The 26,271-nt window shown below is 52.7% G+C and carries 26 protein-coding genes and 2 pseudogenes; 14 read left to right on the forward strand and 14 right to left on the reverse strand.

Annotated elements, in window-relative coordinates:
- Nucleotides 1–449, reverse strand: a pseudogene (locus GHO41_RS21025) (IS21 family transposase); the annotation flags it as partial.
- A gap of 138 nt (nucleotides 450–587) precedes the next feature.
- On the opposite strand from GHO41_RS21025, the gene GHO41_RS21030 reads away from it, so the two are divergent.
- Entirely contained in the window at nucleotides 588–2,126 is a 1,539-nt protein-coding gene (locus GHO41_RS21030; protein ID WP_039615185.1) for an IS3 family transposase, read from the forward strand.
- 273 nt (nucleotides 2,127–2,399) lie between these two features.
- On the opposite strand, the gene GHO41_RS21040 is transcribed toward GHO41_RS21030, so the two are convergent.
- A complete protein-coding gene (locus tag GHO41_RS21040) occupies nucleotides 2,400–3,002 on the reverse strand; it encodes a helix-turn-helix domain-containing protein (protein WP_153434557.1) in 603 nt (200 codons plus the stop codon).
- 45 nt (nucleotides 3,003–3,047) lie between these two features.
- Between GHO41_RS21040 and GHO41_RS21045 the strand changes: the two are divergent.
- Nucleotides 3,048–3,733, forward strand: a pseudogene (locus GHO41_RS21045) (B3/4 domain-containing protein).
- A 57-nt stretch (nucleotides 3,734–3,790) separates the two neighbouring features.
- Here the strand turns inward: GHO41_RS21045 and GHO41_RS21050 are convergent.
- Nucleotides 3,791–4,795 carry a GntR family transcriptional regulator gene (locus GHO41_RS21050; protein ID WP_153434558.1) on the reverse strand — a complete coding sequence of 335 codons (1,005 nt, stop codon included), beginning with the start codon at nucleotides 4,793–4,795 and terminating at the stop codon, nucleotides 3,791–3,793.
- 300 nt (nucleotides 4,796–5,095) lie between these two features.
- Here GHO41_RS21050 and GHO41_RS21055 point away from each other — a divergent pair, with 300 nt between their 5' ends.
- From GHO41_RS21055 to GHO41_RS21085, 8 genes are all read left to right on the forward strand, one after another.
- A complete protein-coding gene (locus tag GHO41_RS21055; protein ID WP_153434559.1) occupies nucleotides 5,096–6,454 on the forward strand; it encodes an amidase in 1,359 nt (452 codons plus the stop codon).
- Between the two features lie 65 nt (nucleotides 6,455–6,519).
- On the forward strand, nucleotides 6,520–7,401 hold the full coding sequence (locus tag GHO41_RS21060; protein WP_153434560.1) for a polysaccharide deacetylase: 882 nt from the start codon (nucleotides 6,520–6,522) through the stop codon (nucleotides 7,399–7,401).
- A gap of 59 nt (nucleotides 7,402–7,460) precedes the next feature.
- Complete coding sequence (locus GHO41_RS21065; protein ID WP_153434561.1) at nucleotides 7,461–8,819, forward strand: MFS transporter; 1,359 nt, start codon at nucleotides 7,461–7,463, stop codon at nucleotides 8,817–8,819.
- A 14-nt stretch (nucleotides 8,820–8,833) separates the two neighbouring features.
- Nucleotides 8,834–9,595 carry an SDR family NAD(P)-dependent oxidoreductase gene (locus GHO41_RS21070; protein ID WP_153434562.1) on the forward strand — a complete coding sequence of 254 codons (762 nt, stop codon included), beginning with the start codon at nucleotides 8,834–8,836 and terminating at the stop codon, nucleotides 9,593–9,595.
- Nucleotides 9,596–9,642: 47 nt separating this feature from the next.
- Nucleotides 9,643–10,392 (forward strand): SDR family NAD(P)-dependent oxidoreductase, encoded by a 750-nt coding sequence (locus GHO41_RS21075; RefSeq protein ID WP_153434563.1) that lies wholly within the window; start codon nucleotides 9,643–9,645, stop codon nucleotides 10,390–10,392.
- A gap of 8 nt (nucleotides 10,393–10,400) precedes the next feature.
- Nucleotides 10,401–10,700, forward strand: coding sequence for a hypothetical protein (locus GHO41_RS29875; RefSeq protein WP_178126554.1), 300 nt, complete (start codon nucleotides 10,401–10,403; stop codon nucleotides 10,698–10,700).
- Nucleotides 10,697–11,686, forward strand: coding sequence for a GTP-binding protein (locus tag GHO41_RS21080; protein ID WP_153434564.1), 990 nt, complete (start codon nucleotides 10,697–10,699; stop codon nucleotides 11,684–11,686). The genes GHO41_RS29875 and GHO41_RS21080 overlap by 4 nt, the downstream gene beginning before the upstream one ends.
- The gene (locus GHO41_RS21085; RefSeq protein ID WP_153434565.1) at nucleotides 11,683–12,864 is read left to right on the forward strand and encodes a PotD/PotF family extracellular solute-binding protein; all 1,182 of its coding nucleotides are present in this window, start codon (nucleotides 11,683–11,685) and stop codon (nucleotides 12,862–12,864) included. The genes GHO41_RS21080 and GHO41_RS21085 overlap by 4 nt, the downstream gene beginning before the upstream one ends.
- 25 nt (nucleotides 12,865–12,889) lie before the next feature.
- Here the strand turns inward: GHO41_RS21085 and GHO41_RS21090 are convergent, their stop codons facing one another.
- Nucleotides 12,890–13,771 carry a LysR family transcriptional regulator gene (locus GHO41_RS21090; RefSeq protein WP_153434579.1) on the reverse strand — a complete coding sequence of 294 codons (882 nt, stop codon included), beginning with the start codon at nucleotides 13,769–13,771 and terminating at the stop codon, nucleotides 12,890–12,892.
- A 116-nt stretch (nucleotides 13,772–13,887) separates the two neighbouring features.
- Between GHO41_RS21090 and GHO41_RS21095 the strand changes: the two genes are divergently transcribed.
- From GHO41_RS21095 to GHO41_RS21105, 3 genes are all read left to right on the forward strand, one after another.
- Nucleotides 13,888–14,985, forward strand: a complete 1,098-nt coding sequence (locus GHO41_RS21095) for an NADH:flavin oxidoreductase (protein WP_153434566.1) — start codon at nucleotides 13,888–13,890, stop codon at nucleotides 14,983–14,985.
- A gap of 127 nt (nucleotides 14,986–15,112) precedes the next feature.
- Nucleotides 15,113–15,736, forward strand: coding sequence for a DsbA family protein (locus GHO41_RS21100; protein WP_153434567.1), 624 nt, complete (start codon nucleotides 15,113–15,115; stop codon nucleotides 15,734–15,736).
- 150 nt (nucleotides 15,737–15,886) lie between these two features.
- A complete protein-coding gene (locus GHO41_RS21105) occupies nucleotides 15,887–16,192 on the forward strand; it encodes an MFS transporter (RefSeq protein WP_153434568.1) in 306 nt (101 codons plus the stop codon).
- A 721-nt stretch (nucleotides 16,193–16,913) separates the two neighbouring features.
- Here GHO41_RS21105 and bhcC read toward each other — a convergent pair.
- The 9 genes from bhcC to GHO41_RS21150 all read right to left on the reverse strand — a co-directional run bounded on the left by bhcC (nucleotide 16,914) and on the right by GHO41_RS21150 (nucleotide 24,779).
- The gene (gene bhcC / locus GHO41_RS21110; RefSeq protein ID WP_153434569.1) at nucleotides 16,914–18,077 is read right to left on the reverse strand and encodes a 3-hydroxy-D-aspartate aldolase BhcC; all 1,164 of its coding nucleotides are present in this window, start codon (nucleotides 18,075–18,077) and stop codon (nucleotides 16,914–16,916) included.
- A gap of 11 nt (nucleotides 18,078–18,088) precedes the next feature.
- Nucleotides 18,089–19,036 (reverse strand): beta-hydroxyaspartate dehydratase BhcB, encoded by a 948-nt coding sequence (gene bhcB, locus GHO41_RS21115; RefSeq protein WP_153434570.1) that lies wholly within the window; start codon nucleotides 19,034–19,036, stop codon nucleotides 18,089–18,091.
- Nucleotides 19,037–19,056: 20 nt separating this feature from the next.
- Nucleotides 19,057–19,458 carry a RidA family protein gene (locus tag GHO41_RS21120; RefSeq protein WP_153434571.1) on the reverse strand — a complete coding sequence of 134 codons (402 nt, stop codon included), beginning with the start codon at nucleotides 19,456–19,458 and terminating at the stop codon, nucleotides 19,057–19,059.
- A gap of 61 nt (nucleotides 19,459–19,519) precedes the next feature.
- A complete protein-coding gene (locus tag GHO41_RS21125) occupies nucleotides 19,520–20,815 on the reverse strand; it encodes an FAD-binding oxidoreductase (RefSeq protein ID WP_153434572.1) in 1,296 nt (431 codons plus the stop codon).
- A gap of 59 nt (nucleotides 20,816–20,874) precedes the next feature.
- The gene (locus tag GHO41_RS21130) at nucleotides 20,875–21,225 is read right to left on the reverse strand and encodes a RidA family protein (protein ID WP_153434573.1); all 351 of its coding nucleotides are present in this window, start codon (nucleotides 21,223–21,225) and stop codon (nucleotides 20,875–20,877) included.
- Between the two features lie 358 nt (nucleotides 21,226–21,583).
- Nucleotides 21,584–22,315, reverse strand: coding sequence for an amino acid ABC transporter ATP-binding protein (locus tag GHO41_RS21135; RefSeq protein ID WP_153434580.1), 732 nt, complete (start codon nucleotides 22,313–22,315; stop codon nucleotides 21,584–21,586).
- Nucleotides 22,316–22,383: 68 nt separating this feature from the next.
- Nucleotides 22,384–23,076 carry an amino acid ABC transporter permease gene (locus GHO41_RS21140; protein ID WP_153434574.1) on the reverse strand — a complete coding sequence of 231 codons (693 nt, stop codon included), beginning with the start codon at nucleotides 23,074–23,076 and terminating at the stop codon, nucleotides 22,384–22,386.
- Between the two features lie 2 nt (nucleotides 23,077–23,078).
- A complete protein-coding gene (locus tag GHO41_RS21145; protein ID WP_153434575.1) occupies nucleotides 23,079–23,810 on the reverse strand; it encodes an amino acid ABC transporter permease in 732 nt (243 codons plus the stop codon).
- 57 nt (nucleotides 23,811–23,867) lie between these two features.
- Nucleotides 23,868–24,779: an amino acid ABC transporter substrate-binding protein gene (locus GHO41_RS21150; RefSeq protein WP_153434576.1), complete on the reverse strand. Its 912-nt coding sequence runs from the start codon at nucleotides 24,777–24,779 to the stop codon at nucleotides 23,868–23,870.
- Between the two features lie 218 nt (nucleotides 24,780–24,997).
- Between GHO41_RS21150 and GHO41_RS21155 the strand changes: the two genes are divergently transcribed.
- Nucleotides 24,998–25,912 (forward strand): LysR substrate-binding domain-containing protein, encoded by a 915-nt coding sequence (locus tag GHO41_RS21155; protein WP_153434577.1) that lies wholly within the window; start codon nucleotides 24,998–25,000, stop codon nucleotides 25,910–25,912.
- A 128-nt stretch (nucleotides 25,913–26,040) separates the two neighbouring features.
- On the opposite strand, the gene GHO41_RS21160 is transcribed toward GHO41_RS21155, so the two are convergent.
- Nucleotides 26,041–26,271 (reverse strand): IS3 family transposase (locus GHO41_RS21160; protein ID WP_153434578.1); only part of this gene is annotated, 231 nt, incomplete at its 5' end.

Genomic DNA, 26,271 nt, shown 5'->3' on the forward strand with positions numbered 1-26,271 from the left:
AGCTTCATGTGCGCGACCTGGACACGTCGGAAAACACCGCCAATCAGCAGGCCTTCCTCGCTCCAATCGAACTGGAAGGCCTCGCCCAACGCGAACGCCAACGGCACAAATGCCCGTACCACCTTGCCTTGCTCTCCGCGCCAATGACGAACGAAGGCAGTGAGCTGGCTGTAGCCGCCGTCATAGCCTTCAGCGCGGATCATGGCCAGCAGCGCCTTGGCGCTGCGGCGATGCTGCTTGGCCCTCAAGGCATCAGCCCGCAGCGCCTGTTCCAGAAGGTCGTGAAAGGGACTGAGCTTGTTGAACACGGCTCGACGTTGATAAACCGGCTGCTTGGACTCCGACGCTCTTACCCATTTTCGGATGGTGTTGCGCGACAGTCCGGTGCGCTTGGCTATCTCATGCAACGACAGCTTGTCGCGGAAATACATCCGCCGAATTTTGCCCATCATTTCCATGCTGATCACCCTGTGTTCTCCTGCTCAAAAATTGAGCAGGTGCAGTGGAACACCTGGGTCAGTTTTCAGTCAGCACAACGGGCGAAACTGGGGATGCGGCGGAAATCTTGGACTACCTGGAGGTAGTTCATGTATTCATACGAAGACCGTATCCGAGCGGTCAAGCTCTACATCAAACTGGGCAAGCGAACCGGGGCAACTATTCGTCAGTTGGGCTACCCGACGAAGAACTCTTTGAAGAGCTGGCACGCAGAGTATGAGCGATGCCTCGACCTGCCGCGTTGCTACGAGAACTCGAAGTCGAAGTACTCACCGGCCCAAAGGGAAAAGGCTGTCGAGCACTATCTCGAATACGGTCGCAACATCGCCGCTACCATCAAGGCGTTGGGCTACCCCGCGCGGGATTCTTTGCGTGCCTGGATTTACGAAATGCACCCCGAGTTGCATACGCGTGTTGTCAGTCGATCAGACGGGTTAGCCCGGCCGCCAGCGGTGAAGCAGGCAGCGGTCATCGCGCTGTGCACGCGAAAAGAAAGTGCGAAAGCCCTGGCTCAAAAGCTGGGCGTGTGCAGGCCGACCTTGTACAACTGGAAAAACCAGCTACTCGGCCCAGAGGTATCCCCATCCATGAAGTGTCGACTTGAACCCTCATCGTCACCGGAACGAGAGGAGTTGCAGCGGCAACTCGAATCTCTCCAGCTCGATGTTCGCCGTTTGCAGCTTGAACATGACCTGTTGATGAGGGCGAATGAACTCATAAAAAAAGAGACGGGCATCAACCGGCAAGTCCTGACCAATCGGGAGAAGACATTGCTGGCTGATGCCCTTAGGCATAGGTACTCCTTGCTAGAGCTGCTTGACGCGTTGGGCTTGGCCCGAAGCTCCTATTTCTATCATCGAGCCCGAATGCAGGTCGCGGAAAAGTACACCGAAGTGCGTCGTGCCATGGCGGACATATTCGAGCGCAATCATCGTTGCTATGGCTACCGTCGGATGCGAGCTTCGTTGAGCAGGCAGCGTGTGCGCCTTTCAGAGAAGGTGGTGCAGCGCTTGATGAAGCAGGAGTGCCTAGTCGTCGCCAAGCCGAAACGGCGTCGATACGGTTCCTACCTCGGGGAGATCAGTCCGGCGCCGGAAAACCTCCTCAACCGCGACTTCACGGCCCTAGCTCCGAATGAGAAATGGCTGACCGACATCTCGGAGTTCCAGATCCCGGCAGGCAAGGTGTACCTGTCCCCCATGATCGACTGCTTCGATGGGAAGGTAATCAGTTGGTCGATCGGCACGCGTCCCGACGCCGAGCTTGTGAACACGATGCTGGATGCAGCTATCGAAACGGTGGCCAGTAACGATAAACGGCCTGTTGTTCACTCCGATCGTGGCGCTCACTACCGCTGGCCCGGCTGGTTATCGCGCATCGCTGATGCGAAGCTGATTCGTTCGATGTCGCGCAAAGGCTGCTCACCAGACAACGCGGCTTGTGAAGGTTTCTTCGGCCGACTGAAAACGGAACTGTTCTATCCTCGCAACTGGCAGTCAACGAGCATCGAGCAGTTCATTCAGGCCTTGGATTCATACATTCGCTGGTACAACGAAAAACGTATAAAGATTTCCCTCGGCGCGCTCAGTCCCATTGAGTATCGTGAAAGCCTGGGCTTAGCGGCATAACCAGTCCAAGTTTTTGTCCGCATCCCCACTGGGTCAGTTTTCGGTCAGCGGCAACACACTATCCCAAAGATTTCCTTGAGTATGATCACCTGCGCCTTTCGATTGGTCTCGAAGATGCGGATGACCTGATCAAGGATATCTCGGCAGCGCTGGAAGATACCTTCAGCAACTGAACTGCATTCGGAAGACCTCATGCAATCTCCCGAATACCTGATCTTCGTAGGTAACCCTCTCTGCCTCCCTACCCGGGAGGCTTTTTTTACCTAAACGATGTCACTGATGAAGCTCAGCTACGGTCATGGTGAAGATCAGATCGTCCTTTCCGCCATTGATGTATTGGTGGGGGGCATCTGTTTTCGCAATGGCTGAGCAGTCCTTTTGAATGATGAGTGCCGTCTCGCCAATTTCCAGCCTCAAGGTGCCTTGTTCGACATGAAACAGTTCGAAGGTGCCGGCAGGATGGCCGCTAGACTCGAAAAACTCCCCAGGTTTGATTTCCCATTTCCAGAGCTCAATCATATTGGGCCCACTGGTTCCTGCCAGTAGGCGAGCTGTTCCGCCTTCAGGCCCATTCCAGAGCGTAGGGATCTCCGCTGCCTCGATGAGGCGGGCGGCTGGAGTGCCGGCGACGTCCACCACATCCGCAACGGACAGCCCTAGTGCAGCAGAAATCTTGCACAGGATGGCGATGCTAGGGTTGGCATTGCAGTTTTCGATCTCAACTACCATTCCTTTGCTCACGCCGGATCGGCGTGCTAGCTCATCCAGCGACAATTTTTGCTTCTTTCGCACCTCTCTGAGGCGCATGGCTATGGCTTCGCTTACCTGCTGGACGTGGTCGCTCGGATCGGTCGATATATTGACTTTTTTGGTCATCGGTCAGTAAAATGCACTAAATTGGTCAGTTTGGGAGATTCTCTAATGCTTTCTGTACATCCGTCAATTGACCCTAGGGTTGCTGAAATAGCACCGGGCTTCCGGGCCATCAGTGTTGTCGTTGAGGCGGCTCCTATCGTCAATCCTGATGTTGCAGCTCAAGCGATGGAGCGTGCGTATCAGGTGGTCGAGGCGGGTACCGCAACTTGGGCTGAAGCTCACTTGGCAGCGTGGGGAGATGCTTTCCGCAAATTTGGTGTGAAGCCACAGCGTACTCCGTGTTCGGCAGAAGCTTTGCTCAAGCGGGTGAAGAAGACGGTAAGCTGCCTACCATTGACCCGGTTGTAGACCTCTACAACGCCATCAGCATTCAATATGCCATTCCGGTGGGCGGAGAAAACTTTGCTGCTTATGTTGGCATGCCGCGGTTGACCATCGCTGATGGGAGCGAAGAGTTCGACACCTTCAAAAGTGGCGAGCTTGCAAATGAGCCGCCGGATGCTGGTGAGGTTATCTGGCGCGATGACCGGGGTGTAACCTGCCGTCGTTGGAACTGGCGGCAAGGTGTTCGAACCCGCCTGGATGCTCATGCCAAGCAAATGTGGTTCATCCTTGAAAGTCTGCCTGAGATGCCGATCGAGGCATTGATAGCAGCTGCAGACGACCTGGTGGCTGGACTGTCCCAGATGATGCCTGGTGCTGTAATAACCAGTGAACTCGTTGAAGCTTGATTATTAGTCCATCTCTTTAATGCTCTGGGGCCGACCCCGTTAAACTGGGTTTCTTAGTCAGGCAAGTCTTTCCAGGTAGCTAGGTACCTCAGGCTCTGGAAGGACTGAGAGCACCTTGAGTCTTTGGAGTGTGCGCTCACGGGCTTTGGATAAGTGATCACGCAGGCATGAACATGCTGTTTCAACCGTTCCATATAGGAGAGCTTCGAAGATCAAACGATGTTCCACCAGCATCGCTTCGTCGTTGCTGGACTGCAGTGCTTCATGCAGGACGCGTCCAACATTCATGGGGATCTGGCATTGGCGAATGACTGCTGCCATACGGGTATTGCTCACCCCCGCTATGCAGGTCACATGCAGATCCTGCTCAAGCTGTTCTATGTCTGCTCGCTGAACACGGCGACCTGCTTCTTGAGCCCTAATCACCCGGCCCAACATCGCTTCAAGATCACTGCGAGACACATGCTCGACGCCTTGGCGCAGGGCATCAGGTTCAAGCAGCATCCGTAATTCGTAGTCTTGCTTCACGGCCTGGGCAGTCAATGGCCCTGCTAGCCACTGCGAGTAGGGCTCTTTTTCTACCAGGCCTTTGTCCCGCAGCCGCATCAAAGCTTCCCTGACTACGTTCCGGCTGACGTTTAGCTCTTCAGCTGCGCACTGCTCATCGATTCGGTAATGGCCAAAGACCATGAAGCGGATCACCGCCTGAGCGAGGTGATCGTAAATGCGCTCACCCAGCGGACGATAATCGATGAGGTCTTCCTGCGGCTCTAAACCCAAGAGCTTGCGCGTGAGGGGGACTCGCAGAGGGGTTTCGGTGGTGCCCTCCGGGTCAATGAGGAAGCCCCGGCCATCGAATCGGCGGATGAGGCCTTCTTCATGGAGCAGATTGAGGGCATGACGAACCGGCACGCGGCTTGTGCCGAATAGCTCAGCTAACGGCCCCTCTACCAACACGAGGCCGGGAACTGTCTGCCCGCCGAGGATCGCATCGCGCAGCGTATTGCGGATTGTCTCGTAGCGTGAAGCTGGACGGTCTTCCAGTGGCTGTGTAGCAGACATCAAACGGTTCTCATGAAGCGTGGTGGGTAAGTTTCTCACAAGCGAGGTGAGATGTGATCGAACACCGGTAACACTTCTATGAACGATTTTGGGGCGCACTGTTACCGAAAAACCCAAAATGAATCATTTCTTAAAACATACATTTTTCGAGCCAGAAGAATGCCTACGATGATGTATGACCTATCTTCCCCCAGCTCTAGAACCATTTCGTGCTTGCTGATCATTTCCCGATAAAACTTGGCACGGTCGATGCTTTGTGAAATGTACGTATTTGGGAAATGTACATTTTAGAGGTGTGCCATGCTTGCCGATGCCCATTCCTTGGCCCAGCGATTCGCCGATGGAACAACCGACCCAGTAGCGGCCCTCAAGGAAGCGCTTCGGGGGGCGGAGCAGATTCCCGCAGCATTCATCACCATGTGTGAGGAGCGAGCGCTGCGCGAAGCGGTTGCTGCCAAGGCACGTTGGCAGGCAGGCCAACCCTTGTCTCCTTTCGATGGCGTACCGGTAGCCTGGAAAGACCTTTACGATCTGGCTGGCTGCGTGACGACCGCTGGTGCAAAAGTGCGTTTGCACGACCAACCTGCATTGCGTGATTGCTCACTGGCCACAGCACTTAGCCGGGCGGGGATGGTGAGTATCGGAAAGACCAACCTCAGCGAACTGGCTTACTCGGGCCTGGGCCTCAATCCCCACTTCGGAACGCCAACCAATATCCGCTTTGCCGGCGAAGTACGTGCACCAGGAGGATCGTCCTCCGGTTCGGCTGTAGCTGTTGCGCAGGGGGTCGCTCCGATCGGTATGTCAACTGACACTGCAGGCTCCATTCGAGTGCCAGCTGCCTTCAATGGTCTTGTGGGTTACCGAAGCAGTGCAAAGCGTTACTCGTTTGACGGCGTCACCCCTCTTGCGAGTTCTCTTGATTCGCTGGGGCCTATTACCAATAGCGTTCGGGATGCCATCGTTCTCGATAACCTCCTGCTCGGTGATCAGGATGGCATGCCGCTGGACACTACGGGTTTTGCCATTGCTGGGCTGAAACTGTGTGTAGATGTCGATCTGCTCAGTGATTCGCGCATTCAGCCTGAGGTCAGCACAAACCTTCTCGCGGCGCTTGAGCGATTGGCCTCTGCAGGAGCAGTGGTCGAGCAAAAAAAGGTCAAGGCATTTCACAAAGCATTGGATGCCATTGAGCAGATCGGGTGGCTTGGGGGGGCCGAAGCTTTCGCCCTCCACCAAGAGCTTTTGGATAGCCCGGATGCTGAGCAGCTAGACCCGCGTGTTCGTAAGCGGCTTGAGGCCGCGCGAGCGTTTCCAGCCAGTAAGCAGGTTCGCTTGTACCAAGCTGCCGAGGCACTGAAAGCACAGATCGTGGGTGAGTTGGATGGCGCATTCCTGGTGACCCCGACGGTAGGTCACGTAGCTCCGCTTCTGGCACCGCTCGAAGAAGACGCCAACCTTTTTGTTGCCACAAACTTGGCAACTTTGAGGCTGACGATGCCTGGCAGCATGTTGGACATGCCTAGCGTTGCATTGCCAAGTGGAACAGGGGAAGCGGGGCTTCCCACGAGCCTCCTTCTTTCAAGTTTTAGTGGAAATGATGAGGATCTGCTCCGAGCTGCCCTTGCAATCGAGCCTTATGTTCGAGGCGAGAAGTAGCAGGCTGTCCGAAGGGCGGGCAATTTTTTTCCTGCAATTATTTGAATAACAAAGAGGTGTAGATCATGGCGAAAGAAATTTTTGTATCAATTGGCGTTGATGTCGATGCGGTAGCAGGTTGGCTCGGCTCCTATGGTGGGGAGGATTCGCCTGACGATATTTCCCGTGGTCTTTTTGCTGGTGAAGTTGGTTCCCCAAGACTCTTGAAGCTTTTTGAAAAATATGACCTGCGTACAACGTGGTTCATCCCTGGCCACTCGGTGGAAACCTTTCCCGAGCAAATGAAAGCTGTGGTTCGGGCAGGCCATGAAATTGGGATTCATGGTTACAGCCATGAGAACCCGATCGCGATGACGCCTGAACAGGAAGAGATCGTCCTGGACAAGTCGATTGAAGTCATCACTAAGCTCTCTGGCAAGCGGCCTACCGGATACGTGGCACCTTGGTGGGAGTTCAGCAATGTCACTAATGAGCTGCTCCTGAAGAAGGGCATCAAGTACGACCATAGCTTGATGCACAACGACTTCCACCCTTATTACGTTCGGGTGAAGGATAGCTGGAGCAAGATTGATTACAGCCAACATCCTGATACCTGGATGAAACCGCTGGTTCGGGGTGAAGAGACTGACTTGGTTGAAATTCCGGCAAACTGGTATCTGGACGACCTTCCTCCGATGATGTTTATCAAGAAGTCTCCTAACAGCCACGGATTTGTAAATCCACGCCACTTGGAAGAGATGTGGCGTGATCAATTCGACTGGATTTATCGTGAAAATGACTACGCGGTATTCCCCATCACAATTCACCCTGATGTTTCTGGTCGACCTCAAGTATTGCTCATGCTTGAACGCTTTATTGAGCACATGAAAAGTCATGAAGGCGTGAAATTCGTCACTATGGACGAAATCGCTGACGACTTCATCCGGCGCCAACCGCGCAAGCGTTGAATAAGACGCCTCGGTTAGCAAGTTTATAAGTGCATGAAAAAAACAAGAGAAGTGCCGATATGACCACTACGCAAGCCACCACGACTACTCCAGTCACTGAGTCTGGTGCATGGAAGCCCATACAGCTGGAATCCAAAGATGTCAAATACGCGACTTGGATTGCTTTCTTCGCTTGGGTTTTTGCAGTTTACGATTTCATCTTATTTGGCACCCTGCTGCCGGTCATGGGCGGGCATTTCACTTGGAGCGAAACTGAACAGGCGGAAATCGCCACGTGGGTAGCGGTTGGCGGCGCAGTCGTCGCGTTCGTCGTAGGCCCTCTTGTGGATAAGATCGGTCGACGCGGAGGAATTATCTTCACCATCGGTGGTACCGCGCTGTGCTCAGCACTCACTGCAGTATGTGCCGGGATGGGTAAAGGGCCTTTGATTGCGGTTCGCTCAGGCGCTGGCTTGGGTTATGCCGAGGAAGGTGTCAACGCGACATACCTTACCGAGGTATATGCGGCCTCGACCGATCCAAAGCTGATCAAGCGCCGGGGGTTTGTCTACAGCCTGGTGCAAAGTGGTTGGCCGGTAGGTGCTTTGATTGCCGCAGGCCTTACTGCGCTGCTGCTGCCCCACATTGGCTGGCAGGGTTGCTTCATCTTTGCTGCGGTACCGGCGCTGATTGTGGCGATCCTGGCTCGCAAACTTAAAGAAAGCCCTCAGTTCCAGGTGCATCAGCGGATCAACCAATTGCGCAAGGCGGGAGACGAGTCCGCAGCGCGCAGCCTGGCCCGTGAGTACCACGTCGACTATGACGAGCATGCCAAAGCAGGCGTTGCTGCAGCATTTCGTGGCGCAGCACTGCGACCCACATTGGTTCTGAGCTTGGCGATTCTCCTCAACTGGTCGGCCATTCAAGTCTTCAGCGTTCTGGGCACCTCAGTCATCGTGAGCGTTCACAAGCTGTCGTTCCAGAACTCATTGTGGATCCTTGTCCTGTCCAACCTGGTGGGTTTCATTGGCTATCTCGTTCACGGTTGGCTGGGCGATCGGATTGGACGTCGCAATACTGTTGCTCTCGGTTGGATGTGTGGTGGATTGGCATTCTTCGCCATGATCCAAGCGCCAAGTGATCTGATCACTGTCATCGCCTTGTACAGCTTGGGCCTCTTCTTCCTTACCGGCCCGTACTCCGCAATGTTGTTCTTCATGGGTGAAAGCTTCCCTACCAGTATCCGTGCAACGGGGGGCGCAATCGTCCATGCCATGGGCCCTATCGGCGCTATTGTCGCTGGGCTGGGGATCACCAGCGTGCTGTCAACCGGTGGTGAATGGCATAGCGCGGCCCTCTGGTTTGGGGCGCTGCCTTGCTTCCTTTCGGGCTTGATCATGTTTGCAGCCCGGCACGTTGAACCCCATTCAGTCAAATAAGAAGGAATGTACCTATGTCTCAACCCGTAGCGTTGGTCACCGGGGCTGCCAGTGGCATTGGCCAAGCGGTTGCAGTTGCGTACGCGAAGAAAGGTGTACGCGTGGTGGGCGGCTACCTGGCAGCTGACTCACATGATCCATCTCAAACTCAGCGACTCGTGGAAGAGGCAGGCGGCGAGTGCCTTATGATGGCGATGGACGTAACAAATAGCGCCTCCATGGACGCGCTTGCCGCAGCCGCTGTCGAACGGTTTGGTCGACTCGACTATGCCGTCGCGAACGCTGGGCTTTTGCGTAAAGCCCCGCTGCTGCAGATGTCGGATGAGCAGTGGAATGAAATGCTGAATGTCGACCTTACTGGCGTGATGCGCACCTTCCGAAGCGCGAGCCGTTACATCGTTGAAGGTGGAGCCATGGTCGCGATTTCGTCGATCGCTGGTGGTGTCTACGGATGGCAAGATCATTCTCATTACGCAGCAGCCAAGGCGGGACTTCCGGGGCTCTGCCGTTCTCTTGCGGTGGAGTTTGCGTCCAAAGGCATCCGTTGCAACACCATCATCCCTGGCTTGATCGAAACCCCTCAATCGCTGGACAGCAGGAATTCGCTAGGGGCGGATGGTCTGGCTAAAGCAGGCAGCGCGATTCCTCTGGGTCGGGTCGGTCGAGCAAGCGAGGTCGCTGACCTGGTTTGCTACTTGACCGGTCGAGAGTCAAGTTACATCACTGGACAGAGCATCATCATCGACGGCGGTCTGACCGTGCGCTGGCCTGAGTAAAAATTACAACGCCGCAAGGTCTCCTTGCGGCTGCGAGGAGAATAAGAATGAAGCCATTGCAAAACCGACGTGCGGTCATTACCGGAGCGGGCAGCGGTATCGGTGCGGCGATCGCCTATGCGTATGCTGAGGCAGGTGCCAAGCTCGTGTTATGCGATCGAGACTCCGACCGCCTGGCTATCGTTGCGAACCACTGTCGTGACCGTGGCATCTTGGTGATCGAATGTGTTGCTGATGTAGGCAGCAGGGAGGGCGCTCAAGCTGGTGTAGATGCCTGCGTTGACGCCCTCGGCGGCATCGATATTCTGGTGAATAATGCCGGTATGCTGACTCAGGCTTCGTGCGTGGATCTCACCCAGGAAATGTGGGATGAGATGCTGCGAGTGGATCTAACCAGCGTGTTCGTGGCAAGCCAGCGTGCTCTACCTCATATGCTGGAACAACAATGGGGTCGCATCATCAACATCGCCTCTCAGCTCGGAATCAAAGGTGGTGCTCAACTGACTCACTATGCTGCAGCCAAAGCAGGGGTGATCGGCTTCACCAAGTCTCTGGCGTTGGAGGTGAGCAAGGACAACGTCCTTGTGAATTGCGTAGCTCCAGGGCCGATTGAAACCCCGCTCGTTGAAGGGATCAGTCAGGAGTGGAAGGCTGCCAAGGCTAAGGAGTTGCCATTGGGCCGATTCGGCAAGGTTGAAGAGGTGGCCCCGATCGCGGTGTTGCTTGCCTCTGAGCCTGGCGGAAACTTGTTCGTTGGCCAAACCCTTAACCCGAATTCGGGCGATGTAATGCCTTGAGGTGAGCTATGTGTGGACTTTGTGGCCTGATCGGTGAGGACGTTCACTGGAGCGATCCTATAGACACAAGCCTTCCCGCTCGCCGCGAGCGCTTGCGTCGAATCGCCTCGATTAATCAGGTGGTAGCACCCTTCAGGCTCAAAGTCAGTGACGTCCAGGGCGCTTCTTATCTGGTTCAGGGGCCTACGGGGAAACAGGGTGTTGCCTCAGGTTTGGAACAGCTTTGGCAGACAGCCGAGGAGATTCTAGGGCGCAAGCTTGATCCCCTTGATCCGAGAATTCTCGATCACTTGGAGACGCCGGCATGAGCCTTCAGATCAATGTCCTGACAGGTTTTCTAGGAAGCGGGAAAACCACTTTGTTGCAGCGAGTTCTTGCCAACGAAGACATGGGCGAGACGGCTCTGCTCATCAATGAATTTGGCGAGGTTGGGATCGACAATTTACTTGTGCAGGAAATCGCTCCCAACACGGTTCTGCTGCCAAGTGGGTGCGTCTGCTGTTCCGTGCGTGGGGATCTCAAGCAAGCGCTCATCGATCTGCATGACAAGCGAAGTCGCGGGGAGATCCCTGCTTTCCGTCGAGTGCTTTTAGAAACGACCGGACTTGCCGATCCTGCACCGATTCTTGCAACTTTGCAGCGGGATCCCCAATTGCGAGGTCGGTATCACGTAGGTCTGATGGTGACGGTTGTCGACGCGCTGCATGCCTCTCTTCAGGAGCGGATTCATCCCGAGTGGTTGGGCCAGGTGACAGCTGCTGATCGGCTTCTAGTGAGTAAGGCGGATCTGGTTAGCGCAGCAATGCTTGATCAGTTATTGGAACACCTGCAGACCCTCAACCCATCTGCTTCGATAGAGTTGGCAAGTACAGTGGTGGAAGGTGATGAGCAGCTTCTTGGTGAAGGGCTCAAAAGCCTGGAGCCCGACGAGGAGGTCGCGAAGTGGCAACTTTTTGCACCCACCAAGCAACCTCAGCACGGTGGCGCACAAGTCTGTGCACTTGAGTACGAGGAGCCTCTGGATTGGCTTGCCTTCGGGGTCTGGCTTTCGATGCTGTTAAGATGCCACGGAGAACGAATTCTGCGGGTCAAGGGGATCTTGAACGTGATCGACTCTGAGCAACCTATCGTGATTCACGGTGTGCAGCACTGCCTTCATTCGCCAGTTCACCTCAGCAGCTGGCCTGATGGACTGCGTCGATCCCGTTTGGTAATCATCGTGCGTGATCTGGACACCAAGCTTCTGCGTAGATCGTTTGAAGCCTTCTTGAATAGTCTTGGGCGTGCTGCATGAGCGGCCCTGTCACGTTGAGAGTACTGGGTACCTCTGTCACCTTGCTGGAATCCATTCGCTTACGAGCGGAGCAAGAGCTGGGCATCCGGGTTGAATACCAAATCCACGACGTGCAAACGGTTCAGCGCATTGCGTTGATGCACCCCGAAAGCTACGACCTTTACGATCAGTGGTTTCATAGCATGGATTTTGTCTGGCCTGCCGGCGCTATCCAACCCATCGATATCAGGCGAGTCGCGTTGTGGGATGAGATCAATGATCTGGCCAAGCGGGGCAGACTTCACGCTGACGATGAGCTGGCGGGCGGTAGTCTGCCTTGCGACCGTTTGTATGTTCAGCATGATCGTAGCTTGGCCAATCGCCCAACCGACTCCATCAGCATGCTACCGCTCACGCACAACGCGGACAGCTTTGCCTATAGACCAGATCTTCTTCCTCCAGGGTTTGCCATCGAGAACGAAAGTTGGTCGTGGCTTGTTGATCCCAGCTGGTGCGGCCATGTGGCTTTGCAGAGTGATGCCGCTATCGGGGCATTGGACGCTGCGTTGGCAGTCCAGGCGAAGGGTCTGGCCAAGTTCGACTGCATCGCCAACCTCCGGCTGGATGAGATTGACCAGCTTGCTGATGTGCTGATCAAGCTTCAACGCCAAGGCCATTTTGCCGCCTTCTGGTCTGATGATCGTGATGCAGGCAAGCTCATGCTTGGCCCCAACGTTCACATCGAGAGTGTTTGGTCTCCAGCGTTGATGCAACTGCATCGCGAAGGGATTCAGTATCGCCAAGCAGTCCCTAAAGAGGGCTACAGGGGCTGGTTCGGCGGCTTGTCGTTGTCTCGTGCTGTAGATGGTGCAGTAAAAGATGCGGCTTACGCCTATCTGAACTGGTGGCTGGCAGGTTGGCCAGGCGCGATGATGGCTCGACAAGGCTTCTACATTTCCAATCCACTGCGAGCTCGCGATCACTTGTCGGCTGCGGAGTGGGATTACTGGTATGAAGGCAAGCCAGCCAGCGAACAGTTGCTTGGGAGTGATGGTGAACCCCTCATCGAGCTTGGAGAAACCCGAGAGGGTGGCTCTTATGCCCAGCGCGTGAACCGTATCAGTGTCTGGAACTCAGTGATGGATGAACATAACTACCTGGTTCGCAAATGGGCCGATTTTCTTAGGGCAGGCAGATGATTGAGCCGACAGGATCTTCTCACCATCACTCAGGGGTGGCAAGTACCAAGCTAAGTTTATCGAGGAAGGCTTTGACTCGGTAAGGTACCTGCTGCCGTGTGGGCAGGAGCGCTGTAATGGACAAATTTTCCGGGACAGCGTCCGCCAGCTTGATCTCCTGCAGGCTCCCGTCCGCCAGGTCGGTGCGGACATCCCAGTAGGAGAGCATCACAATCCCGAGCCCGACTTTTCCAGCCCTTCGCACAGCTTCCACACTGTTGGCGCTGAACGCGGCATCGGCCTTAACCGAACACCTTTCGCCATCTTTCATGAGTGGCCAATAGGGCATTGAGTGCAGGCCTATGCAGTCGTGCGCCCTCAATTCCTCCAGTGTGCCGGGAATGCCCTTACGCTGTAGATAGGATGGGCTTGCGCAGATCACGCGAGGGTTTGGCGCCAGATGTCGAGCGACCAAGGCTGAGTCGCGGAGTGTGGCGATCCGGATGGCTACGTCGATACCCAGGCCAACTATGTCGACAATGCTGTCTGACAGTGTCAGGTCTATCCGTAAAGCAGGGTTCTCTTCAAGGAGCTCCGGAATCATTGGAAGGATGACAGCCTGTCCAAACACCGTGGGGGCGGTTACCTTTAGAAGCCCACTGGCGGCCCCAGCACAGCTAAGGATAGCTGCCCTCGCTGCTTCGTTGGCGTCAAGCATTGCTTGGGCATAAGGAAGGTAGAGTTCGCCTTCAGGTGTCAGTGATACAGACCGGGTGGTTCGATGAACCAGCCTCACCGCCAGTTCTTCTTCGAGAGAGGCCAGCCTCCTGGAGATGGTCATTGGCAAAACGCCTAGTCTTCTGGCGGCGCCTGACAAGCTGTTGCTAGCCGCGATCGCAACAAAGGCTTCAACTTCAGCAACTTGCATATTCATATCCTATTTCGTTATACCGCCTTATCGCGTGGCGTGGCTTTCACTAGCCCCGTAATGGCGATACCTTCGTCAGCAACCTAGCTTTCTATACTAGCTGACGAGGTTTTGAGATGACTACCAACACGCAACAGATTCTAACACCTTTCGATATTGGTCAGGTAAATCTGAAGAACAAATTCGCAGTGGCGCCGATGACCCGCATCAGTGCAAGCGAAGAAGGTCTCGCCTCCCAGCGTCAGGTTGAGTACTACGAGCGTTTTGCGAAGGGTGGCTTCGGGCTAACCATCACCGAAGGTATTTATACCGATCAGAAGTTTGCCCAAGGCTACCTGTTCCAGCCTGGTATTACTGATGTTGAGCAAGCTCAGGCTTGGCGTGCAGTGACCGGCGCGGTTCATAAGCATGAGGGCAAAATCTTCGCTCAATTGATGCATGCCGGAGCGCTCAGTCAAGGCAACCGCTTCTCGCAAACCACTGCTGGCCCATCGGCTGTTACTCCCAAGGGTGAGCAAATGGGCTTCTACTACGGGAGCGGTCAGTATCAAACTCCCAAGGCAATGACCGATGAAGATATCGCTGACGCTATCGATGACTTCGCGAAATCGGCTCTGCGCGCTCTGGAAATCTCAGGCTTTGATGGCATCGAGATTCACGGGGCAAACGGCTACCTGCTAGATCAGTTCCTGACTGACTTCTCCAATCAGCGCACTGACAAATGGGGTGGCGACATTCAGCACCGTGTTCGTCTGATTCTGGAAGTCTACAAGGCCGTACGCCAGGCTGTTGGCAGCGCGACGGTTGGCGTCCGTATCTCCCAAGGCAAGGTTAACGATTTCTTCCATAAATGGGCTGAAGGTGAGGCTGGTGCGGAAGTGGTGTTTGGCTCTCTGGCAGATGCTGGTGTCGACTTCATTCACGTCACCGAATTCGAGGCTTGGAAACCTGCGTTTACCTCGGGGGGCGACAGCTTCGTCAAGCTCGCACGCCGCTATGCCCCTAACCAAGTGATCATCACCAACGGTAGTCTGCACCAGGTAGATCACATCGAAGATGTCATCAGAGATGGCGCAGATATCATCGCGTTGGGTAAAGGTGCGTTAGCGAATCCGGACTTCCCTAACCGTTTCGCCCGTGGTGTATCGCTGGTTGATTTCGATCCCTCTATCCTAGGCCCGGTCGCTGACATCAAGGACAGTGAACTCGCCTAACGTTTTTATCGGCTAACTAGCCGAGCGGCACTCACTCACCATGGGTGCCGTTTTTTCTACTGAAATCAGGACTTGTCAGCGCCTGCTGAAATTGCTATCGCAAGGTGCGTGATTACAGAGGTGTTTTATGAATATGTTGGAAGGTGCTCAGCCCCCGGGCTCCAAACTAAAAATCCAGGTTTGGATCGACTTCGTGTGCCCTTACTGCCTGTTAGGTAAAAAAAGCTTGGAGGCCGCAGTTGAGGGGCTTGATGTGGAGATCGAAATGATGCCTTTCGAGCTCCGCGAATATCCCACACCTACCCTCCGCCCAGAGGACGAGTATCTACCCTCAGCTTGGAAATATGACGTGTATCCGGCAGCGGAAAAAATGGGCATCTCCATTAAGCTACCCAGCGTTTCACCGCAACCCTACACCCGTGATCCTTTGTTGGTACTGCAGTATGCCAAAGAGCACGGTCTAGGAAACGAATACGCTGAAGCTATGCTCAAAGCTTTCTTCCAGGAGAATCTCGACATCGGGGAATTCACTGTTATCCGAGGTGTGGCCGCGTCTGTAGGGTTGCCCACAGAATCGCTGCAGGAGATCCTGGAGTCCGCAGCTCGTGGCCAGCGGCACGACAAAGAACTCGAATACGCTCAGCAGATTGGTATCCGTGCCGTGCCTAGTATCGCGATTGGCCAAAAAGTTTACTCTGGTATGCTTGATGCTCAGAAACTCAGGGAAGTAATTATTTCGAGTATTTCGTGAGCGACTCTGAACGGGCTAGCTGATAGGGCTTGAAGACCTTTGTCATTACCCATAATTTAAATTATGGGTGTGCGGCTAAATGTTGATTTTTAATCTGTTTATTTATAACTCAAGCTCCGGGCCTTCGTGCTAACTTTCCGGAGTTTTACAATGCCTTTCGTGATTCACATATTTGCAATAAGCGCTTTTGCGCTTGGGCTTGCAGAGTTTGTGCCCATTGGCTTGACTAGCATTATGGCTGATGAATTAAGCGTCGGCGTTGAAACCGCAGGCGCTACAGTGACGGCTTATGCGCTAGGTGCAGTTTTCGCAGCACCAGTCCTGACTGCGCTAACTGCCAACTGGCCGAGAAAGAAGGTCATGCTTATCGCAGCTTTCGTATTTACTGTGGGCGCACTGGTGGCTCCTGTAACCGCAAACATAAGCGTCATCCTTCTGGCGCGCTTTGCAGCGTAAGCGCTCCATGAACCACACATTCAAAGCGGTTAATCCATGACGAGCTGGACGGCTTTCTATGAACACATGGACAAACGTGCCTCCTCAGCTCTCTTGTGTTGCGTGATTGATCACGTCAAAAATGAACTGCCCCGCCGTGCAGTAGACCTTGGGTGCGCTCGACGCAAAAGTGGCGGACTTTGAGTATTTGGCCGAGCTGCCCCCCTTCCAAGCTGATTCATGCAGGGCTTGCCGTACCATTCTGCCGTCCATACCGATTCGACGCTCTCGACACAGGCGCGCGAAACTCAGCTGCCTGAAGGCGTCTTCGTAGGTCATTTCTTTGGATTGAGGCATGGCTGGGCAAGCCATGAGCGAATGTCATTTCACACTGTTGACGGCATTAAAAGGCTCAGCGAAGGGTTGGAAGTTCTCATGTCGCGTGAAGTCAAATCGCCGATGGTCATTGATTCCGAGCCAGTGAATTGGCATCGAATTGATGTAATCATGCGAAAGATTCACCTGTCAAAGACCCCTCCACTTCTGTGGAGCCGAATCAGAACCATTGTTGTTTTCCTTGTTCTAAGCCCCTGAAAGACAAGAAATATCAGCCGTGCGGAATAAAAAATGCCCACAAACAAAGTGGGCACCATTGGGCAATTTAAATTCGACTGTATTCTCGATGTATGAATACCGTCAACCACACCCACAGAGTTAGTGACTTCCGCACACTCAACAAATATTAATATGCTTTACCACGAGCAGAGACTGGCCAGAGCGACTCAACTTTTCCGTTCCGCACACCTACATACCAGTCGTGGACGTTGCATGTTGGGTCACAGTGACCGCTAACCAGCTTCAGCTTTTCATTCACCTTCAGGACACACTTGGGATCCTCAACGACTCCGTGCTCATCACTACACTTCACGTACTTGACATCATCACGACCGTGAACGAAGGGAAGTCCACTGTCAACCGACTGGGCTTTAAGCCCAGCATCAACTACCGCCAAATGTGGTTTGGCGTGAGACATGACGCTAGTCAAGATGAACAACGCATTCTCCCATTCGCCTTGGTCAATACGTTTGCCGTCGACGTCTAGGATGCGCCCATAATCCGCGTCCATGAAAGCGTAACTACCACACTGAAGTTCATTATAAACACCAGAGTTACTTTCAAAGTAGTAGGAGCCAGTGCCCCCACCAGAAACCAATTCCGGAGCCAAGCCTTCGGCTTTCAACGCTTCGACCGCTTCCGTTACCTGAGCGATTGCACTTTCGAGTTTCGCCTTACGATCCTCGTAATTGTCCATATGCTGCATCGCACCCTGGTAAGCTTGAATGCCTTTGAATGCCAAATTTTCAGAGGCAGCAGCAGCCTTTGCAATCTCAACTACTGCATTGGTAGTTGTTACCCCGCACCTGCCTGCCCCACAGTCGATCTCTACCAAGATCCCCAGTTGTGTCCCATATTTCTTCGCAGCAGCAGACAGGTCAGCGATATTGTCGATATCGTCGACGCATACAGTTACGGTAGAACCGAATTTTGGCAACCGGGCCAATCGATCAATTTTGAGCGGATCACGCACCTCATTGGTTACCAAAATATCGGTAATACCACCGCGGGCAAAAACCTCTGCTTCAGAAACCTTTTGACAGCAGACGCCAGCAGCGCCGCCGAGCTCAATCTGCAAGCGAAGCACATCAACAGACTTGTGCATTTTGCCATGAGCCCGGTGACGCATTCCGTGAGTCTTAGCATAGTCGCCCATCTTTTTGATGTTGCGCTCCAGCGCATCTAAATCCAAGATCAGGCATGGCGTCTGAATTTCACTTTCATCCATTCCTGGCAAAGCGGGAACATCGTAACCAACTTGCAGTTCATTCATATTTGCAGGGGCGCTCATTAAATTTCTCCTCAACTCCAGGGAAGCTTATCAAGATCGACATTACCGCCGGTGATAATGATACCGATGCGTTGACCAGCAAATAATTCTTTGTTTTTCAAAATCGCGGCAAGTGGCACAGCACTGCTAGGTTCAACTACAATTTTCATTCGCTTCCAAATCAGTTTCATTGCATCAATGATTTCTTCTTCGGTAGCGGTGAGAATGTCGGTTACATGATTGCGGACAAAGTGCCATGTCAAATCTTTCAGCGGAACCTTTAGACCATCAGCAACAGTCACAGGTGCATCGTCAGCAATGATTTCCCCGGCTCTAAAGCTACGAGCCGCATCGTCAGCGTTCAGCGGTTCAGCCGCGTATATCTTGATCTGTGGCGCGAGATGAGAAAGAGTAAGACACGTACCGGAGACCATGCCACCGCCACCGATTGGTGCGATTACCGAGTCCAATCCTTCCACCTGCTCAATCAGCTCCGCCGAACAGGTTGCCTGGCCAGCGATCACCCGCCAGTCGTTATAAGGATGCACAAACTCTGCCCCGCTTTCAGAGACGACTTGGGCGAAGACCGATTCGCGTGATGACGTTGATGGTTCACACTCAACTACAACGCCACCATACCCTTTTACTGCGTCCTTTTTCGCCTGGGGCGCAGTACGGGGCATAACCACGGTACAGGGAATTCCGCGTCGGCCTGCTGCATAAGAGAGGCAGGTGCCGTGATTGCCGCTGGAGTGAGTAGCCACGCCTTTAGAAGCTTGCTCATCGGAAAGGCCAAATACAGCATTAGAGGCGCCCCGAGCTTTAAAGGCTCCCGCCTTCTGCAGGTTCTCGCACTTGAAAAAAAGCTCAGCACCCACCACTCCATTGATGAAGCTCGACGTAATAACTGGAGTTTTGTGGATATATGGGGCGATCCTTTCCCGTGCTTCAACCATGTCTTGAATTGTTGGAATGATCATTTACACCACCGCCAGTAGGACTATTTTTGGTTGGATGGATCAACAGCAACGGCGTCCAATTCGATGAGGAAGCCGTTGTGTAGCTCTGGAACTGGAACCACTGAGCGAGCTGGCCGAGTATCCCCGAAGGCCTTAGCAAACGCAGCGTTGAAGACTCCCCACTGGTCAACGCCAACTATGTAAGCCGTGACTTTCAGCACATCAGACGGACTAGCGCCGGCTGCGCTGAGAATTGCCAGAAAATTCTGCAAAACCTGGTCGACCTGCTCTGCGAAGGGCGTACCCTCATTGACGGCTTGTGTTCCCATTTTTATTGGAAGCTGACCGGAGATATGAATCAAACCACCGCCTTTCACCGCCTGACTGTAATGCCCCAATGGTTGAGGTGCGCTATTGGTAGAAACAATTTCGATATCGCTCATTAGAAGTCTCCAATCTTTCAAATCAGCTCAAAAAATTAAAAGAGTGCGAATGGCTGTCTCTTCAATACATCTGATGGGACTGTATTCCACCGAACAATGCGAAGCGGGTTGGAGAAAATGGAGCAATATCAATCGTTGGCTTCTCACCTGAAACAAGATCAGAGACCAACATTGCTGTCATCGGAGCCCCCGTCATGCCCAAATGGCCGTGGCCAAACGCATAGATCACATGCTGGCAACGCCGAGAACGTCCTATCACTGGTAACGAGTCGGGGATGCTAGGGCGGAACCCCATCCACTTCGTAATATTTTTCTCTGGCCTCGTCGAGGAAAGGCCAGGGAAAAGATTTCGCGCATGTGTATACAGCACGTCTGCTCGCTTCCAGTTTGGAGGAGCTTGAAGACCTGCAAATTCAACAGTTCCGCCGATTCGGAGACCCGTATCCATCGGCGTAGCGATGAATTTACCCTCAGCATCCGTAGTCGGAATTCGAGGTACTACGTGGGGATCACGAATCAGAATGTGATATCCACGCTCGGTATCAAGGGGGATGTTGTCTCCCAAGGCCTCAGCGAGCGGCTTCGAATAGGCGCCGGCTGCCACAACTGCAGCGTCAACGGATACAGTACCTGAGGTAGTTTCGACGCCACTCAACGTAGCGTCATTAACGATGAAGCCTGTTGCCCGCGCGGACACGAACCTCCCACCATTTTCCAGTACCTTTCGGAAAATCGCGTTCACCAGTTCGTGAGGATTGGTCGTATGCGAGTTTTCAGCGATCAACAGCCCTTTGGTGTAGGCGCGAGAGATATTGGGATCGAACTCATACAGTTCGTCAGCATTCAGCAACTGGGTGGAGACTCCATTGGCATTTCGGAGCTCCCACCCACCGCGATCTTTGGCAAGCGCTGAATCCGAACGATACACATACAGGTGCCCCTCATGTCGCAAGAGGTGCTCAGCACCGGCCTCCTCCGCCAATGACTTGATCAGAGGCACAGTCGAGCCAATGAGGCTTCGGAGTGCTTGTGCCTGCTCCCAAACCTTGGCACGTTTTCCTGCTAGCAGAAATCGGACTAGCCAAGGCGTTATGTTAGGCAGGTAATTAAACCGAACGGCAAGCGGCCCCATTGGATCCAGCAACCAGCTTGGGACGTTTTTGATCATCCCTGGCATAGACATTGGTACAACGGATGATCCGTTGAAACACCCTGCGTTGCCAAACGATGCTCCTTCGCCAGGAGGGTTAGGATCTATGATCGTAACTTTGAATCCACGACGCTGAAGCATCAACGCTGTACATACGCCAACGACTCCCGCGCCTATGACTCCAACATGTTTATCGCTCGAACTCATAATTCGCTCTCACGACGGCAGTGCGAAACCATGCCGCTAGAAATTATTAAAAATCCTTATTAGTACTTGGCTGCAGTTACTACCACTTCAACGAGAACATTGGAGCCCAAATCCGACACGCCGATAGTAGCCCGTGCCGGCAAGCAATCAGAACTCAGCCAAGACGTCCACACCTCGTTCATTTCAGCTTTATTATTCATATCAGTAATGAACAGATTCGCCGACAACAGTCGGGTTTTGTCGCTGCCTGCAACTGACAGCAATTTATCCAGCTTGCTACACACCTGCAGCATTTGCTCTCGCATGTCGAGACCATCTGTGGCATCCGCAATCACCCCGCCCAGGTAAACAACACCATTGAACTCAACCGAGCGATGCATAATCGGTGCTTTATCACGACGCGTAATCATAATCGCTAATCCAACTTTTATTGAGAGCACCTGTTGATGTAATAGTTTTCACACGCAGGTGCCGAATTTACAATTCAAACTGACCCCGTACCGCTACAGCGTTTAGTGCATGGACATAATATTTGGACATCTTCGCACGGCAGTCAAATGCCAATAAGCAGCCGTGCGATTACAAGATGTTATGCCCGGTAGCAAATTGAAGTCATCACCCTGTGTACTAGGGCTTGCCTAGACGGCTATAGAACAGCTCTCCACTGACAGCCTTACATTTAAGATCATTTTTCTATAAGAAAATTGAGCGAAGTGGATCCGCCTTCTATAGAAGGCGGCCCTGAAACTCATGCTTAGCCAACTTGGATTAGTGCGACAGAATCTTCGACAAGAAGAGTTGCGCACGCTCGCTCCGAGGTGTACCGAAAAATTCGTCCTTTTTCGCATCTTCCACAATTTGGCCTTTATCCATGAATATAACTCGATCCGCGACTTTCCGAGCGAACCCCATTTCATGGGTAACAACCATCATCGTCATGCCCTCTTGGGCGAGTTCGACCATCACATCTAACACTTCGTTGATCATCTCAGGATCAAGAGCGGACGTAGGCTCGTCAAACAACATACATATCGGATCCATGACCAACGCCCGGGCGATCGCCACTCGCTGCTGCTGTCCACCCGATAGCTGACCAGGGAACTTATTCGCATGGTCTTTTAATCCCACGCGTTCAAGAAGCTTCAAAGCTTTATCCATCGCCTCATCACGGGATCTACCGAGCACTTTCACTTGCCCCAAGCAGAGGTTCTCTGAAATACGAAGATGCGGAAAAAGTTCAAAGTGTTGGAAGACCATTCCCACCCGCGAACGCAGCTTTGCCAGGTTAGTTTTTTTATCAGTAACCTGTATCCCATCCAGGATTATAGACCCTGCTTGTACTGGCTCTAACGCATTAACACATTTGATAAGCGTCGACTTGCCAGATCCAGATGGCCCACAAACGACCACGACTTCTCCCTTACGGACGCTGGTTGTACAGTCGGTTAGCACTTTGAAGCTCGGGCCGTACCATTTACTGACCCCATTAATTTGAATCATGGCCGGGCCAACTGACTGCTGCGACACTTCGTTTACAACTTGGAGTTTAGAGGTAGCTGGCATTTTTATCACCGTATAATCGCTGTGCGAGCTTCCAGACGCTTGACCAAGCGTGAGGCCACGTAAGAGATGAGGAAATATACAACTGCAGCGAAGACATACATCTCCACCAAGCGAACGTCGCGCTGCGCAACCTTAGATGCCGCGCCGAGAAAATCGGTTAAAGAGATCACGTACACAAGCGATGTGTCCTGAAAAAGAACAATCGTCTGAGTTAGGATCAATGGAACCATATTCCTAAGCGCCTGAGGCAGTACAACATTTGTCATTACTTGCGTGTAATTCAGTCCCACTGCATAGCCAGCTGCTGTCTGTCCATGTGATACAGACTGTATTCCCGCCCTCATGATTTCCGAAAAATAGGCGGCCTCAAATAGCGTGAACGTAATTAAAGCAGATGCAAACGCACCGACTGCAATTGGTTGTGATGAGCCTATCAACCATGCGCCTAGATATGGGACAAGAAAGTAGAACCAGAAAATGACCAATATCAGCGGAAGTGAGCGCATCAGGTTAACGTACGCTCCAGCGGCGGCCGACAAAGTGCTGTGGGAGCTCAAGCGCATTAGCGCAAGCAGCGTACCCAGAGCCAAGCCACCAACGGTCGCCAGCACGGTCAGCAACAACGTGAATTGCATGCCCTCCAAGAACAGGTACGACAGAGAGCGAGCGATGACATCGAAATCAAAGTTGTGAAACATGATCACCTCCCCGCTCTAAAACCTGGCATGGCCAACTTTCTTTCAATCGCGCGCATCCCAAATGCAACCAGGATGTTTGTGATTAAGTACAAAACAGTAGCCAATGTGAAAGCTTCGAATACCTGGAAAGTAAATTCCTGCATCGCGCGGGTTCTTGCGGTGAGCTCCAACAATCCAATCGTCAGGGCAACGGAAGTATTTTTAACGGTATTCAAAAATTCAGAGGTTAGCGGCGGCAATATGATTCGAAATGCCATCGGTAACAAGACATACCGATAAACCTGTGCGGTTGTTAGCCCTATCGCAGTACCTGCAAACTTCTGACCTCGTGGCAGAGACCCTAAGCCCGCGCGCAGTTGCTCAGCTACACGAGCTGACATATAGAAGCCTAGAGCAAACACGGTCGTCCAGAATGGAGCATCAGGAAGGCTTTTCAACCAGAGTCCCATCTCTTGTGGCACTAGCTCTGGAAGGACAAAATACCAGAGGAATATTTGCACCAAGAAAGGGATATTTCGGAACAGTTCCACATAGCCACTTGCGAAGGTTTGCCCTACTTTAGATGGTAATGTCCTTAGAACTCCGACCACCAAGCCTAACACAAGCGCGAGGAACCAGGCGGAGAGAGCCGTAGTAATCGTAACCCGAAGCCCCATCAGAAGCAGATTGAGATACGTCCCCGACCCATCTAGCGACTCTTGAAGAAATACAGACCAATTCCACATGTAGTTCATAAACTAATCCTCCTTTAAGGACAGTTTTAATGACTATTCAGTCATGACCAATCAGTGTTATGGCAGGTAGGATGCCGTATCGGCAGAATCGGAAGGTGTCTTGAACGCTTTTGCAAGTGCCGGGCTAAGCTGTACGCCCAAATTCAATCCACGCGGGGGTATAGGTTGGTTAAACCATTTATTATAAATTTCTTGCATCTGTGTGCTTTGGTAAAGCTTTGCTGTGGCTTCGTTCACAAAGCCCTTAAACTGCTGATCGCCTCGACGGATCATGATTGCGTAAGGTTGAGGAGCTGAAAATGCTTCAGAGGAAATGGAGTAGTCCGATGGGTTTCGTGAACCCGCCACGAGCGATGCCAACAGGATATCATCCATTACAAACGCTGAAGCACGGCCAGTATCGAGCATCAAAAAGGCTTCAGCATGATCATTCGCGGCAACAATTTTGATACCGAGCTTTCGTGCGACGTTCGTCATACTCAGCTCTTGAATATTTGCAGTCCCCGATGTAGATACGACGGTTTGACCAGCCAGATCCGCAATTGTATTTAGATTGCTAGATTTTTTTGATACAAACCTATTTGCAGTTAAGAAATACGTATTTGCAAACGCGACCTGATTTTGGCGCTCGACCGTATTGAAGGTTGACCCGCATTCCATATCAACAGTGCCATTTGCGATCAAAGGAATTCGAGATGCTGAAGTAACAGGATTGAATTTCGTCTGCAGGCTTGGAACCTGCAGCTTTTCCTTCAGTTCGTCAACGACCTTGAGGCAAATGTCGACTGCATATCCAACCGGCTTTTGGTTCTCATCAAGATACGAAAACGGCAACGATGAATCACGGAACCCAATCGTAACCACACCAGTATCTTTAATTTTCTTCAGGGTACCAGTCAGCTCTTCAGCGGAAACTGCTGTTGAAGCAACTGCAAGGAGCAAGGCGAGGTTGACCACTTTCTTTAGCATTATAGATTTCCTCAATATTCCGATATTGGAATTGTTTTAGTTTTTCGTATTTACCACGTTCCTAAATCTTCCGTAAAACCGCCTGGCCTGCTAGCAGACCTCTCCATGACACGTCTCTGTCGTCCTTGCCCTATAATAAATGCGGTGTGATGATGCCCGTCAAATGCATTATCGCGCATACTCTATAACGAAACATTATGGCCTTTACGGAGAGATTCATGCTCAAGCATCGACAAATTGAGGCGTTCCGGGCAATCATCATTGGAGGATCCATGTCCACGGCGGCAGGGATTATGGGGATCACCCAGCCTGCTATCAGCCGACTTATTAGGGATCTTGAGCATGAGACCCGACTAAACCTATTCGAGCGTACTGGTGGGCGCCTCATTGCCACAGGCGATGCCATGGCCCTCTACCGTGAGGTCGACAGATCCTTCCAAGGCCTTGAACGCATACTCGACCTTGCACGTGATTTACGTGAAAGGCGTGGAGGTTCGTTACGTGTAGCCGCATTGCCAGGGTTGGCAAATGGCTTCTTACCTTCCTTCGCTGCACGTTTTCTGGGTTCGCGCCCAAACCTCAACATGTCTCTACATGGAATGAACTCACACTTTGTACTTGATTGGGTCAATAGCGGCCAGTGCGACCTTGGCATTGTAGAGAACACCCAAATGCCTGGTGTGAAAGTGGAGGACTTACCTCCATGCGAAATGGTTGCTGTTTTACCAATAAACCATAGATTGGCCGAACGGGATTACCTAACTCCAGAAGACTTCGACTCTGAGGATTTCATTTCACTCATCAAGCCATCAGTTATGCATGTGATGGTGGATAGTATAATGAGAGATCGTGGCATCATCCGACGTATAAAGGCAGAAACGCCTTTATCGATGATAGCTTGCGGCATGGTCTCAGCTGGCTTTGGAATTTCGATTGTCGATCCATTCACGGCCGACAGATATTCCTCATCGCTTGTAATCAGATCTCTACAGCCCGCAATTTCTATCAACTGGAGTATTATCCTTCCCACTCACATAAAGGCTTCCACTATCACTAACGAATTCGTGACTGAATTCAAAGCTGCGTTCGGTGAGTTCCTAAACGATTTCAAGCCTTCGAAGCCCGGCAGTTAGAACTCCATGACTGGCCTTTAAACGGGAGACTCACCTTGCGCTGAAGAGGCATCGATGCAGGCTAGCAAAAAAGGGGGCTGAGCAGCTCCAGGAAGCTCTGATCTTGCCCAGCAGCCGTGGACACGGGTTTAAGCACACATCCTGGCCTCGAAGGCCTCTGGGCTGATGTGCCCCAGCGTGCTGTGTCGCCGCTGGCGGTTGTAATCGGTTTCGACGTATTCAAACACGGTTTCACGCATCTGGGCGCGGCTCGTGAAGCGCTCGCCGTGGATGCACTCGACCTTCAGGCTGTGGAAGAAGCTCTCTGCACAGGCATTGTCGTAGCAGTTGCCTTTGGCGCTCATGCTGCATCGCAAGTG

Origin of the sequence: Pseudomonas sp. FSL R10-0399 (genome assembly GCF_009600165.1) — a bacterium.
Taxonomy (GTDB): Bacteria; Pseudomonadota; Gammaproteobacteria; order Pseudomonadales; family Pseudomonadaceae; genus Aquipseudomonas; species Aquipseudomonas helleri.